The sequence below is a fragment of the Corynebacterium mustelae genome (genome assembly GCF_001020985.1).
In the GTDB taxonomy this organism is placed as follows: domain Bacteria; phylum Actinomycetota; class Actinomycetes; order Mycobacteriales; family Mycobacteriaceae; genus Corynebacterium; species Corynebacterium mustelae.
The window spans coordinates 2,721,241-2,735,393 of the sequence record NZ_CP011542.1; the positions used below are offsets into that span (position 1 = coordinate 2,721,241).

9 protein-coding genes are annotated in these 14,153 nt (G+C 54.6%); 3 read left to right on the forward strand and 6 right to left on the reverse strand.

Annotated elements, in window-relative coordinates; genetic code table 11:
• Window positions 1–177: 177 nt before the first annotated feature.
• On the reverse strand, window positions 178–951 hold the full coding sequence (locus tag CMUST_RS16110) for a nucleotidyltransferase family protein (RefSeq protein ID WP_052844737.1): 774 nt from the start codon (window positions 949–951) through the stop codon (window positions 178–180).
• Between the two features lie 207 nt (window positions 952–1,158).
• On the opposite strand from CMUST_RS16110, the gene CMUST_RS12135 reads away from it, so the two are divergent.
• Entirely contained in the window at window positions 1,159–1,719 is a 561-nt protein-coding gene (locus CMUST_RS12135; RefSeq protein WP_047262738.1) for a nicotinamidase, read from the forward strand.
• Window positions 1,720–1,773: 54 nt separating this feature from the next.
• Here CMUST_RS12135 and CMUST_RS12140 read toward each other — a convergent pair whose 3' ends face one another.
• Window positions 1,774–2,049, reverse strand: a complete 276-nt coding sequence (locus tag CMUST_RS12140; protein WP_047262739.1) for a DUF3618 domain-containing protein — start codon at window positions 2,047–2,049, stop codon at window positions 1,774–1,776.
• 96 nt (window positions 2,050–2,145) lie between these two features.
• On the opposite strand from CMUST_RS12140, the gene bcp reads away from it, so the two are divergent.
• Complete coding sequence (gene bcp / locus CMUST_RS12145; RefSeq protein WP_047262740.1) at window positions 2,146–2,619, forward strand: thioredoxin-dependent thiol peroxidase; 474 nt, start codon at window positions 2,146–2,148, stop codon at window positions 2,617–2,619.
• Window positions 2,620–2,622: 3 nt separating this feature from the next.
• A complete protein-coding gene (locus CMUST_RS12150) occupies window positions 2,623–3,279 on the forward strand; it encodes a TetR/AcrR family transcriptional regulator (RefSeq protein WP_144414210.1) in 657 nt (218 codons plus the stop codon).
• Between the two features lie 36 nt (window positions 3,280–3,315).
• Here CMUST_RS12150 and acpS read toward each other — a convergent pair whose 3' ends face one another.
• From acpS to CMUST_RS12170, 4 genes are all read right to left on the reverse strand, one after another.
• Window positions 3,316–3,705: a holo-ACP synthase AcpS gene (acpS, locus tag CMUST_RS12155; RefSeq protein ID WP_047262741.1), complete on the reverse strand. Its 390-nt coding sequence runs from the start codon at window positions 3,703–3,705 to the stop codon at window positions 3,316–3,318.
• 5 nt (window positions 3,706–3,710) lie between these two features.
• Complete coding sequence (locus CMUST_RS12160; RefSeq protein ID WP_047262742.1) at window positions 3,711–3,992, reverse strand: hypothetical protein; 282 nt, start codon at window positions 3,990–3,992, stop codon at window positions 3,711–3,713.
• 123 nt (window positions 3,993–4,115) lie between these two features.
• Window positions 4,116–4,382 (reverse strand): hypothetical protein, encoded by a 267-nt coding sequence (locus CMUST_RS12165; RefSeq protein WP_047262743.1) that lies wholly within the window; start codon window positions 4,380–4,382, stop codon window positions 4,116–4,118.
• A 489-nt stretch (window positions 4,383–4,871) separates the two neighbouring features.
• Entirely contained in the window at window positions 4,872–13,979 is a 9,108-nt protein-coding gene (locus CMUST_RS12170; RefSeq protein ID WP_047262744.1) for a type I polyketide synthase, read from the reverse strand.
• Window positions 13,980–14,153 lie beyond the last annotated feature (174 nt).

Here is a 14,153-nt window from a genome sequence, read left to right on the forward strand (position 1 = left end):
AATGACTCTCTCGAATTACTTCTAAAGAATCGGCCTGGACCACAACTACCTCGATGTCCCGACTTGGTCTAGATTCAGTACGCCTGAAACGTTCCTGAAATGCCAATCTGGGATCTGAATACTCCACCACATCTACGAAACCTGTTTTACGGTTGTATTCGATTAAGAATGAAATCATCATTCACCCCAATCTTTTTGGTTCTTTTTGGCCCTTGTCGCTAATTCTACAAGTTCTTGGTGAACAGAGAACAGTTTATTCTTCAGGATACCGATTTCATTGGGATCAGCCAATTGTTCACGATTGCAGTTGACTGACCGTGACGAAACCCGATCGATTTCTTCTTCAATTTTTTTAATTTCTGCAGAAAGTTTCTGCATGTCAGCTATTAAATATGCGCCTGGATGGCTTTCAGCTATCCGTTCGTAGCGGTGTGCCCTTCCGAAAATATCCCCTAAAAGCTCGTTCACATTAGCCCAAGCTGCCTGATAGATAGTTCTAATCTGAAGCTCTGATCGACCTGCCGCACAAGTAATATGTAGATGTATCGCTCGATATCCTTGCTGCGTTTCTTGAAGATAATTCTTCAGGTTCACTTGAGCCCCAATCGCGGTGTACGCATCCTCTAATCTCTTAGCAAACTCAATTTGCGCCCCTAGCCCACACTCAAGATCTAATCTGCAACCAGCAAAATCTTGAATCCTGTTGAGTTTCGTTTTCAGCCTTAAAAGTTTGTCTGCTAGGGTATCGTCCGTTTTAATTCGTTTAGTTAGTTTATAGTTCCCCTCAATTTGAAGATGAAATGGGTACTCATTCATCATGTATTGTTTTAATTCCCTTTCCGCAACCAGAGCTATTTCCGCGATAAGCCGTTCAAACCAATCCGTAATTTCCGCGTATTTGACAAGGTCAGGAGTTTCCCCCATTTTCAATGACTTTCCGATCCTATCCATGTCACCATTCGTAAACGGCTTGTTTGAGTTTAAATCCAATTGTCCTAACCTTTCTAACGAATAATAAGATTTTAAGGCAGTAGGTACCCTCAATTTCACCACGCGGAAGTAATAGTTGTTGCTGTAAAACTAATAATGCCCCCACCATCCCTGCCCGTAGGATAATCACACTGCGGAAAGCCCGTTAAGTGTTTAAACTGTGGTGCCATGAGAGCTCTCGTTATTGTGGATGTCCAAAATGATTTCTGCCCGGGCGGTTCCTTGGCCGTTACCGGCGGCGATGATGTAGCCGCAGCCATTGCAGCGCATGTAACTGAAAATAAGGCTAAGTACCACAAGGTGGTTGCCACCAAGGATTGGCATATTGATCCCGGCGATCACTTCTCGGCGGAACCGGATTTCGTGGATTCGTGGCCGCCGCATTGTGTGGCTGATACATCGGGGGCGGATTTTCATCCGGGTTTGATGCCTGTAGCGGAGCAGTTCGATGCTGTGGTGTTTAAAGGCCAGCACTCAGCCGCGTATTCGGGGTTTGAGGGGGCGACGGAGTCGGGCGAGATGCTGGCCGACTATCTGCACCGAAACGACATCACCATCATTGATGTGTGCGGGATCGCCACCGATCACTGTGTGCGAGCGACCGTTCTGGATGCACTGAAAAGCGGGTTTGAGGTGAAGGTTCTCACCGATTTGTGCGTCGGGGTGGGCGCTGAGAGCAGCGAAGCCGCTTTGCAGGAAATGGTGGGAAGCGGCTGTCAGTTAGCATAAAGATTTGCTTTTCGACGCGCCAACGCTGCGGCGTCGAAAAGCAAAAGTCTGCGCCTAGCGGGCGGCGAGGAGTTGCTGCAACTCTTTCAGGTCCTTGCGCCGTTTGCGGGAACGCAAAACTCCCACGGCGATGAGCCCAACCACAACGGTGCCAACCCCCATCACAATCTTTTGCACCTCTGGTTGCTTTAGCTTTGCGGAGAAGTTGGTTTTTGCATCCTCGACGATGTTTTGCGGCTTGGCACGGTCAGCGATCTCGTCGAGGGTTTTCGCCAGCTGACGGCGAGTACGCTCAATTTCGCGCTGGATGTCATCAATGTTGCGTGCCACGGAATACTCCCTAAAAGTTTCAAATGAGGTTTTGTTTTCCTCTAACACCTTAGTCGGAATCCGAGGAAAAATGGTTAAACAGGTAAAGTTGAGCGCATGACTGAAAACCTGCGTTTGGAAATCGGCACTCAGGCCCCAGATTTTACGTTAACCAACGACGAAGGTGGCACCACCAGCCTCAAAGACTATCGCGGTTCAAAGGTGCTGGTCTATTTCTATCCCCGCGCCAACACCCCCGGCTGCACCAAAGAGGCGTGCGACTTCCGCGATTCACTGTCGCAGTTAAATGACCTAGGGATCGCTGTAGTGGGCATTTCCCCGGACTCCCCAGAAAAACTACGCCAGTTCCGCGAAGATCATGAGCTTAATTTCCCACTTCTTTCCGACCCAGATAAAGAAGTAATGAAAGCCTATGGCGCATTCGGGGAGAAGAAAAACTACGGGAAAATTGTGGAGGGGGTTATTCGTTCCACATTCCTTATCGATACCGAAGGCAATATTGCTAACGCCATGTACAATGTCCGTGCCACCGGACATGTGGCCCGCGTAATTAAGGAGCTTAACGCGTAAATCATGACAGATATGCAGGCAGAATCCCCCGAGGCTGAGGTGATCTTACAACCTCGGCGTCGGCCTGCACAGAAACGATCGCGGGAACGTTATTCCCGGATTCTCACCGCAGCCCGTACCGTGCTCGTTGACGTAGGTTTTGAGTCCTTTACTTTCGACGAAGTAGCCAAACGCGCCGAGGTCCCCATCGGCACCCTGTATCAGTTTTTCGCCAATAAATACGTGCTCATCTGCGAACTCGACCGGGAGGATACCGCAGCCACGGTGGCGGAATTAACGCACTTCGCCCAACAAGTCCCTGCCCTGCAATGGCCCGATATTTTGGACGAAATGATCGACCACTTCGCCGACATGTGGCGGGCTGATCCCTCCCGGCGCGCAGTCTGGCACGCCGTCCAATCCACGCCTGCGACCCGTACAACCGCCGCCGCCACTGAACAACCCGTACTCGCATTACTAGCAGGGGTTTTAGAACCCCTATCTCCCCATGCCACCGAGTCGGAGCGGCGCAATATGGCAGGGTTGTTAGTTCACACTTTGGTGTCGTTGCTTAATTACGCTGTGGGGATAAACGATGCGTCAGAAGAAGTGTTCGCGGGCACAGTTGGTGAGATCAAACGGATGCTGGTGGCATACCTGTTCGCAGTAGCAACGGATTAACCACCCACCACGCATTCCCACATGACGCAACCCTTGTTACAACACACAAATTGCGGTGGCGTAGTCGCCGTCGTGGCTAATGCTTACCGTGATGGCATCGGACACAACGTGGCCAGCTAGTTTCCCGGTGAGCACTATTTGGGTTCTCCCCCACCGATCCGGGGTTACTTGAATCTCCGCCCAATTGACCCCCTCCGGTCCGATTACTGGCGGTGTTCCGTAGCGGGATTGCCCCCACGCTTTGATAAACGCCTCCTTTGCCGCCCACCGCCCAGCGAGGTGTTCCGCCCGGCGGGGTTTTGTTGCTGCAATACGCAACTCCAACGGACTGAACACGGACTCAAATCTGCTTCCCGGTTGTGCCAATTGCTCCGCGAAGCTGGGAATATGCACCAAGTCGATGCCGACGAACGGGGTGGGGCTCATGGTGGCTATTCTTCCACAACTGTGGTGTTGGGGTTTCCCGCAACGGGTTTCGCAAGCACGTTAACCAATTGCTGTGCCAATTCATGGTGAGATCGATCAAAGTACAACACACTGGGCCCGCAGTAAATATCATCAACCAAGCTAAATTCACAGCCTCCGTAGGTGATGAACCATAGTTCGGCGTTTGGCGCGACCCCGAACCGCGGATTCAGGGCGGCCAAAGCCGCAGGGTCGAATGCCTCGAATTCGATTTCCCACAGGTTATGCCCCAGATTGAATGGCTGCATTATGCTTAACTCCTTGATGAACAAATACGAGGTGAAGCTACAGAATTACGAAATGGTGCGAACGCTCTTCACCCTGCTGGAATACATCAACTGCACCCGGCTTGCATAATTTTAGTACGCCTTTTATTGCTGGTTTCCCGCAGTTGGTTTCGTAAGCATGTTAACCAATTGCTGTGCCAGCTCATGGTGCGACCAGTCGAAAAAACGCACACAAGGCTCGTAATCGAGATCGTTAACGAAAACAAACTCACAGCCTTCGTAGGTGATGAACCACAGGTCGACGTTTGGCGAGAACTCATAACGAGGATTGAGGGCGGCCAAAGCCGCAGGGTCGAATGCCTCGAAGTCGATTTCCCACAGGTTATGCCCCAGTTTGAATGGTTGCGTCACACTAACTCCTTAATGAACGAATATGAGGCAAGGCTACAGAAAATTTTCTTCGATCTCATTGAGGGAGCTTTTAGCAAACGATGTGGAGATCAACAAGATTTTCATTCTGTGTTGATGTTGATAAATGCATTGCAGAAATGTGTGAATATCCACCGGGGATTTGCTCACCGGTGGATTTCTACGCCTATTTGGACGGAGAAGACTACCGCCCCTTCAGCTGCGATTGGCCGGAACTATCCGATGCGGAATTAAAAGAATGCCTATCATTGGCCTTCGAGCTGTGGGTGGATTGCCGGTGGAGAGAAACCGAAGGGTACAGATACTTCGACCGGCTTTATTGCATGTTTTTCTCTTCAGACTTGTTGTGATGCTTTTCGACGCCCCAGGGCGCCGGTTGGGAACAGGTCTGTAATCGGAACTTCAAAAAAGCTGATGGTTGCCCACTGTCGTATTAGCAGTAGGCGACCATCAGCTTAGTTTTTGGCTTGACTACTTAACGACGGTGAGGACACCGTCGACAAGCCGAACGTTGTCACTTAACAGGATCGCTGCTTCGCGCTCCTTCGCGGCATCACCCGTAGCACCTAGGTTGCGGTCAACCGGGCGCTCAAACAATGGCTTGCCACCGTGCATACCGGAAACGATGGTACGCAAACCTGCGGCTTCACGTTCAGCAGCCTTATCCGCCCACTCGGCAGCAGCGGCTGCACCATCTGCCGCCCGGATTGCCTCCTTGAAGGCAGCCGGGTGAACAATAGCCAACAGCGCGGAGACGTGACCGAAGCCAAGGGATGTTACCAAGCCAGCCTTTGGTGCCTGAGCTGACAAATCCAACGGGCGACGCAACCACACCAGGTGCTCATGCTTCGCCAATACTGGGTCCACACAGTCTAGGGACATGTTGGCTGGAACCATGCCAGAGCGCAGCACCTGAGTCAAACCAATAATCTGGAAAGCAGCAGCGCCACCCTTAGCATGACCAGTCAGAGTCTTCTGCGAGATCACATACAGCGGGTTACCGGAACTACGGCCAATTGCGGCGGCAATACGCTCATGCAAATCTGACTCGTTCGGGTCGTTGGCGGTGGTGGAAGTATCGTGCTTGGAAATAATCGTGATGTCGTCAGCAGAAACACCAACTTCAGCCAATTGCTTCACCAGTCGGGATTCAGTTCCACCGCGAGCAGCCCCCAGAGCACCTAAACCTGGCGCGGGGATGGAGGTATGAGCACCATCAGCGAAAGATTCCACGAAACCGATCACACCAAGAACCGGCAACCCAGTTTCCTTAGCAAAGCTACCTTTTGCCAACAGAATGGTGCCACCACCAGCGGACTCGATAAAACCACCACGTCGGCGATCGTTAGCCCGCGAGAAGAACCGCTCTTCAATACCCTTAGCAACCATATCGCCGGAATCAGCCGTAGCTGCCATGTCCCCGAAGCCGGTAATTCCCTCAATGGAAAGATCATCAAAACCACCGGCCACAACAAAGTCGGACTTACCCAACTTGATCTTGTCAAAGCCTTCTTCCACCGAAACCGCAGCGGTAGCGCAAGCAGCAACAGGGTGAATCATCTGACCATAACCACTGACATAGGACTGCATGACGTGAGCGGCCACAACATTAGGCAATGCTTCTTGCAGAATGTCATTTTGACGCGGCTCGGCCATAATGCCATCCAAATACAACGAACGCATGGACTGCATACCACCCATACCAGTGCCTTGCGTTGAAGAAACGCGCGCCGGATGGACAGAAGCCAGTAGTTCCGCAGGGCTGAAACCAGAAGCCAGGAACGCATCAATGGTTGCAACCAGGTTCCACAATGCCACCCGGTCAAGATTGTCAATCATGTCAGCTGGTATGCCATAAACAGTTGGATCGAAACCTTCTGGTATTTGGCCACCAACGAACCTACTCATGGCCATACGTCGCGGCACGCGCACAACCGAGCCAGCCTTGCGAGTAATGACCCATTCGCCGGAATCCTCATCGAATGTCGCTGTCGTGAGTTCTGGATCAGATTCCACAAAGGTTCGGGCCGCAGCCTTATCAGCGACATTGAAGGTGAGATCGTGATCCAAGTACACCTGGGTCAATTCCGGAGCGAGGTTATCCACCATTCCGAAATCGTCGTGGTAGCGCCGTACCCCGACCCGAGCAAGTACTTCGTCGTGGAACCGGTCGAAGATTTCGGTTTCAGCAACCGGATCGTCGTTCTGGTCGTACCAGCCTGGGGTTGGGTCGGTGTCCCAGTGGATAAGACCCATACTCCATGCCAATTCAGTGACACCGGCGGCAGTGAGGCTGCCGGTTAATTCCGCATCGAAGCGGGTACGAGAAGAGCCCCATGGTCCGATTTCACCGGCCCCGACAATGACCACCATGTCATCCAGGTCTTGACGAACCTGGTTGGCGAAATCCGGGGTGGTTTCGGCAACTGGCCGGTACGGGGTTGGCAGAGCTTCAATCGTGTTGGGTTCCTCAGCTTCTGGTGCGGCGGAGCCTCGCTCCAACTGCCGTGCCAATGCTGGCAGGTCGATATCAATTTCACCCAACCCTCCAGTGACATCAACTGTCACTGGAGACTGTGCTGCGGTTGCCCTCACGTCGGTGGCGATCTGTGCCACCAACAGGTCAGCCATTTCTTCGGTGGAATAAGTGGTTACACCGGCAGCCTCTACAGCTTCGACCAGTGGGTCGTTTCCGCCCATAAGACCAGTGCCACGCACCCAACCGATCAGCATGTGCACTAACGAGGTATGTGGTTGCCACGCCGGTTCGGCATTCCACCGGGTAACCAAGGCATCGAGTGCAGCCTTGGATTCACCGTATGCGCCGTCGCCGCCGAAGCGGCCACGGTTCGGCGATCCGGGCAGCACCACGTGCAGCCTGCGTCCAACATGGGTGTCGGTGCCAATGGTGGAAAGACCAGCGATCAACCGTTCCACGGACCACAGCAGCAAACGCATCTGCATCTCGGCAGCCGGTCCGGCGTCGGCAAGCGAACCGGAGACGCGCGGTGCCGCAAACGGGAACAGCAGGGTTGGTTTGAGCGCCGGTTTGACTAGCTTGGACGCGCCGTTGACGGTGGCGGTCTGCGCGGAACCAACCCACGCGATCAGATCGTCAAGATCACTGAAGCTGGACAAGTTAGCAGGAACCACCCATAGAGCCGCAGTTCCGCGTGCGGACTCAGAATACAGCTTCTTGTAGTAGCCCAACCGGTCGTGGCTTAACGACGACGTGGTGGCGATCACTGTAGCCCCGCCAGCCAAAAGTCGCTTGACCACACTGGCGGCGATGGAATTCGGGGAGGCGCCAGTGACAACTGCCACATCTTCGGCAAATTCCAGGGTTCGGTTATCGCGCGCTTGGGCTGCTAGTTCGCTAAGCCCGAAGAACTCCGCTTGGCGGGCAACCTGCTCACCGGCACCGGTGACATCAATTGACTTTGAAGTGATCTCGCCCAAGGCAACCCGAGTGATATCCTCGCGTGCGCTGGCCCAGCGGTCGTCGATAAGCACCGCCAGATTCTCATCGAACCGGGGTTTGATTTGGCGCGGCCAATCAGAGCCCAATTCCCGCGAAACAAGTTCAAATAGAGCAGCATCTGCATCGGCATCATCTAGTGACAGAGTCTTAGACGGTTCGGCATCCAAGCCTAAGTTGCTCAAGATGGTGCGGGCAGCTGCGGCAAGCACACCAGCCTTACCGGTGACTTGCTCAGCAAATTCACCCAAGGCTGCGGAGTCAACAACTCCACCGCCAGCGCCGCCACCAGCACCTGGCATAGCAACGGCAACTCCCTGTTTCGCTGCCACGGCTTGCACCGCCGCATCAATCAATTGATCCAGTTCAGCAGCATTTCCAGGCGCGGCTGGGCTGAGCGTTGCCAAATCACCGCCGCGTAACGATGCGCCCTCGCGGGCACAAAGAACAACCTCTGCGACCACATGATCGGCCCAGCCCTGTCCCAAGCCCCACGCACCGGTGACTCGTTCAGAAATGTAGTTCGCGCGTTTACCAGTTGGCCCAGTCAGACGGCGCAAAGCATCACCAACTGCCTCCGAAAGAACCGGCCCGAAAGCGGTGTAGCCCTTAGCCATACGGGACACGGTGGCATACAGATCATTTAGCTCGGCATCCGCAGCGCCATCTATAGCGCCCAGACCAAATTCCACCCCAAGGTCCAATAACAATTGATTGCGGCGAGATGACACACCTTCTACCAGGGTTTCGATGGAGTCCGAAGCACCCATTTGATCCGGGCGAACCTTCGTCCACAGTGCAATGAGCATCGCGGTGGCTTCCGCCGGGCCAAACGAGATATCGCTTGGGGTACCAGCTGCAGCCGGAGCCGCTGCGGGTGCTTCTACTGGCACTGCGGTATCGGCAACTGGTGTAGTTTCGGCCGTTGAAGCAGGCTGTGCTGGCGCTTGGTTGCTTAGTTCAGCGCTTTCTGGCTGTTCAGGTTCTGGAACCTCACGCACAATTTCATCGGAAGCGAACACGACGCTTCGGTCGCGTTCAACGTTGAGGATTTCGACCTCAACACCGGCGTACTGCGGCAACGCTGTAGTCTGAGCCATCATATTGGCCAAGGTTGGGGCAGAACCCACGCCGACCTCAACAAACCGCTCGGCGCCTAGTCCCCCATTCTCGGCGGAGCGCAACAACAAATCCTGGGTTTCGATCCACCGCACTGGTGAGGCGAACTGCCAGGCTAACAGCTCCACTAGGAGGGTGCGGGCCAGGCGCTTCGGATTACGCACTTCAACATCAAAATCAGCCAGAATATCCTTGATGATCGGCGCATCCACTACTTCCAGAATGGACTCGACGAATTCGCGTGTAAGCTCAAACGGCCGGGCAACCAGATTCGGGATGTACCGTCCCACCAGGATGTCTAGTTCCACTTCGTCGGGCAACAAATCATCCAAGGTGTCGCGGAATGCATCCACCCCACCTAGCAAGTGGCTGGAGTGGAACGGCACATCGATGCCAGGGATCAGAATGAACGCCCGCTGACCCGGCGCGGCTTCGTCGCATGCGGCTTCCAGTGCTTTTAAGCCTTTGAATGTACCGGCCACAGCGTACTGCATACCGGCAAGGTTGTAGTTGACGATCTCTAAAAATTCGCCCGACTTGTTTGCGATGTCAGCCACGAAATCAAAGACGTTTTCTGCGGTCAGACCCATCTTGTGTGGGCGAAGTGCGGCCAGGCCGTAGTTTGAGTTGCCTTCAGCGTCACGTTCAACCAGCCGGTGCATGGTCAGGCCACGTTGGTAGACGATCTCCACAACGTTTTCTAACGACAGCACGTCTGCGTAAGCGGCCAGTGCGTTGTACTCGCCCACCGAGTGTCCAGCGAAAAATGCGCGTTGGTTTAAGACATTAGCTTCCCGCATTTCAGCGATCTGTGCCACACCCAAACACGCCATAGCAACCTGGGTGAACTGGGTGAGGAACAATACGCCCTTCGGGTGGGTGAATGTCTCGCCCGCAACGACAACCTCCGTCGGATTGTTTTGGACAATCTCTAGAACTGAGAAGCCTAGTTTGCTGCGGGTATGTTTATCGGCTCGATCCCACACCTCGCGTGCGGCTGCTGACTTGGAGCGCGATTCCATACCCATGCCTTGCGACTGGATACCTTGACCTGGGAATGCGTAGAACGTTTCTGGTGCCACCATCGTCGCGGTGGCTGTTAATACCATTTGCCCGTTGACGGTTGCGGTTACTTCGCGCACCTCACTGCGCCCAGGGCGGGTGTCGATGCCAGTGCGCTCCACCAGAAATTCGATCTCAGCTCCTGGCAGGATCGGTGCCAGCATAGTCGCGGTGTATTCCGCCACCTTGGCTGGAGCGGTGGTTACAGACTCGTCTGAGTAACCAGCGGCGGCCAATAGTTCCGCGATGGCGGAGGTCCACATGCCGTGCACGATTACACCATTGTTGAGACCAGCAAGCGCTGCAGCTGTGTCGGATACGTGTATCGGGTTCCGGTCACCTGAAACCACAGCGAAGGGATGCATAGATTCGGGAGCGGTCACCTTGGCATAGGCACGGAAGGACCGTGGGGCATGTTCATGGGTAGGTAGTACGGAGGTGTTTGTTCGGGCGGTAGCCTTCCCGCGTCGACCCCGCACCGCCATTCGTTCAGATAGCTTCGCTATGCGATTGCCATGTGCTGTAATTTCAGCGCGGATCAAAATGATGCGGCCGATCTCGGTGTCAGAGACGTCTTCTGCCTGCGCGGTAACTTCAATGTCAATTACCTCGCCTGGTTTCGGATTCGGCAGATCACCAATCAAAGTGATGTGGTGCTCCAGGTGCACCAAACTCAACATGCCTTCAACAACGGAGGCAGAATCGGTTCCTGGAATAACAGCCGACTGCACTGCTGCGAAAATCGCGGGCCACGACCGTCCTACTAAAACGTCCGGTGCCGTACCAGCCGGTACTATGCTGCTAGGCAAGTGGCCAGCGGTGACGTTGACGTAATCAGCAATGTCCTCGGCGGAAAGCGTAGTACGCCACGTGGCCACACCGGAGGCATTCTCCCCGATCTGTCCACCAGCAGCAATCGTCGCCAAGCTAGTCATCGCAGCTTCGGCATCAGCTTGGGTTACCTGTGGAACCGCGCTTATTGGGGCATCTTTCGGTATTGATATCCGAATGTCTAGGTCCGCTGTGGTACCAAACGCGGTCGATCCTGCCAGTGGCACCGTTAACACCACATGCTCGTCATCTTCGGGAATCAAGATGGCACCGGTTGGCCCATGGCTGGCCTGTTTGCGGCCATTGACCTCGCCGAACTCCCACGCATCGATATCGCTTAGGCGGGCAATAAGCGACGTTTGGTGGCGACCTGCCCAATAGGTTCCGGAAGCATTGATTACTCGCTTAGCAGGGCATAGCGGTTCTTCAATAACTTCCGCATTGTCATTCTCCAACTGGGCAATGGTCGCAGCGTTAAACCGCTCTAACAGCTCGGCCACCGGTTCGTTTGCTTTAGTAATACCCGCAACTGCGGCAATGCCTGGGATGATTGCCACCTGGTCGGCGTCGTAACGCTCATCATGCGACTGCCACAGCGAGTCGGAACGCCACCAACGGCGTACGTCCTGATCGATAACTGGTACGAAATTTACCGGTTTGCCAGGGGTACGACACAGCTGCATAAACCATGCGACGTCCGCCGGGTGCAACGTATCCGTTGCCGCCTCCGGGTACGCTGCCACTAGCTTTTCGACGACCGCAGCCGGATCATCTTCCACCGAAACCTGCACTTGGGGTGCGAATCGGCCGTGATCCTGCGCAATCAACCGAGCTTCGCAGCGAGCCACCATCTCAGCGAAGCGGTTAAACCACGATATGTCCGTCCATTCGCCCTTATAGGGGCCAGAAAGCTCAAGATACCGCTCTAACCAATCGGTGTAGGTCATGGCTGGTAGATGACCAAAATATGGCTTTGCGGTCTTGGCAATTGCTGCAATGATTTCGTCCCGACGGGCTGCCACTGCATCAGCATCGCCAGCAACCTCGTCTAACAATCGTCCAGCTCGGGCGAAGGAATTATCAATCTCGTGAATATCCGCCCCCAGTTGGGAGCGGCCCGAAGCCATTCCGCCAGCGGCCTTTCCGGCACCTACCCAATCTTCAATGCCGGTGGTTTCCACCAGCATCTTCTTCACAGATTCGGAGGTTTTGGCTTCTTTAGTGGCCATAGCGGCGGTACCGATCAAAATGCCATCCACTGGCATCGGTGGCAGGTCGTACTTCGTTGCCCAATCACCTGTAAGGTATTCGGCGGCGCGTTCTGGGGTGCCGATACCGCCACCTACACACAACACAACATTGTCGTGGGCACGAATATCTTCATACGTATTAATGAGCAGATCATCCAAGTCCTCCCAGGAATGGTGCCCACCAGCTTTGCCACCTTCAACCTGAACGATCACCGGAACGTCAGGAACATCGGCGGCTACGGCGAGTACCTTGGCGATTTGCCGTACCGCTCCGGGCTTAAAGGCTACCCACGGGAAACCTCCGTCGCGCAGCTCGTGGACCAGGGCAACTGCCTCATCGTGTTCCGGAATACCAGCGGTGACAACGATCCCATCGATCGGTGCTCCGTTGGCACGAGCCTTAGGCACTAACCGTTTGCCGCCGATTTGCATTTTCCACAGGTACGGGTCAAGGAACATCGAGTTGAACTGGGCGTTTACGCCTGGCAAAAGCAAGGAGGTGAGTTTCTCGATATGTGCTTCCAGAATTTCTGGGGTTACCTGGCCACCGCCAGCCAATTCCGCCCAGTGCCCGGCGTTTGCCGCCGCCGCAACGATTTCTGGGTCGACCGTGGTTGGAGTCATGCCAGCGAGCAGCATAGGGCTACGGCCGGTGAGTTCGGTGAACTTAGTGGAGACGCGGTTTCCGTTGGCGGTTTTAAGCAACCGAGGTGCGAATTCCTTGAAGTTTCGTGGAAGTTCAGGAGCTTGTCCTGCGTCGAAAAGCTGGGACTGACCACTTAGCCCACTCACGCTCAATGACAGTGCACCGCGTCCGACCAGGATTGAATTAGTAAGCAAGCCAACGCCCGCCGCCGGGCCCACATCAAGAATCCACCGAGCACCTGCATCTACAACCTCAGTGACCTGCGCCAACCAGTCCACCGGGTCGACCATGGTCGACTGCGCGACTTCGCGTGCCAGGTTGACATCTAATTCAGCTTTCTTTGCCCACGCAACGACCTGCTCCACACCGTCTGCCATCAGTGGGTGATGGAAACCAACCTGTACCGCCAGTGGAGTAACAGTGGGTGCGAAAGCAGCACCGCCGCGCTGTTTCTCCTCAATAGCTTTCGCGTCCTTGCGTGCCCATGCGTTCACAACATCAACGACTTTGCGGTTATCTGCTGGGCGCCCCACAATGACGAAGGTATCGCGCGAGTTACGCAAACCGATCACCGGGCGGCTTTGCGACGCCTCCACACCGCAGGCCACAGCGATGGCTTCTTCCACCTGCTGGCGGCTAACACCCGAGATAGCCACCATTGGCATATCTTCGCCCGTTGCGACCAAACCGGTGATGCGAGCCTGGCGAGTAATAGCCGCACCTACCAATTGCGCGATTGCCAGAACCTCCGCAGCACGGCTGAGATCCTGGCAGGCAATAACCCCCAGCAATCCCTGGGAATGTCCAATACTCGCAATCGCCGATTCCACATCAAGACCCTGTGCCTCCAACTGATCCAGCACCGCAAGCTGGGCAACAAAGATGCCTGGCACACTGACTGCCGCCTGGCTCAAGTCAATGGCAATGTTGCCGTGATCAGCCCAGTTTAGTGGGTCGAAGCCATAAGGTCGGGTACCCGCAATCTCGTCAGCCACTGGGGCGATCAGCGCAGCTGCCTGTTCTACCAGCGGCGCCACCGTTTTGCGAGCCCCCTGTGCTACCGCAGCCTGAAGTGTGGGTAGCCACTCGAAACCCTGGCCAGAAAACGCCAACGCAAACGGCTGTGTGGCAAAGCGATCGATGAGTCGATCAGTTCCTGGTTGGAGGCCGAATTTGTGGGATGTATCGGTCACGGGAAAACTCCTGAACACTCGGTTACTGAAAAATCCGCCCCCAGTTCAGCCGCATCGCGTTACCTTTAAAAAAGTTGGCACGACAAAATTAGGGACGTAAAAGTTTTGCCTAACAAATATGCCACAAAACATGAGGGAAGTGTCATCTTTTGCGCCCTAAACCGAGAAATTCAC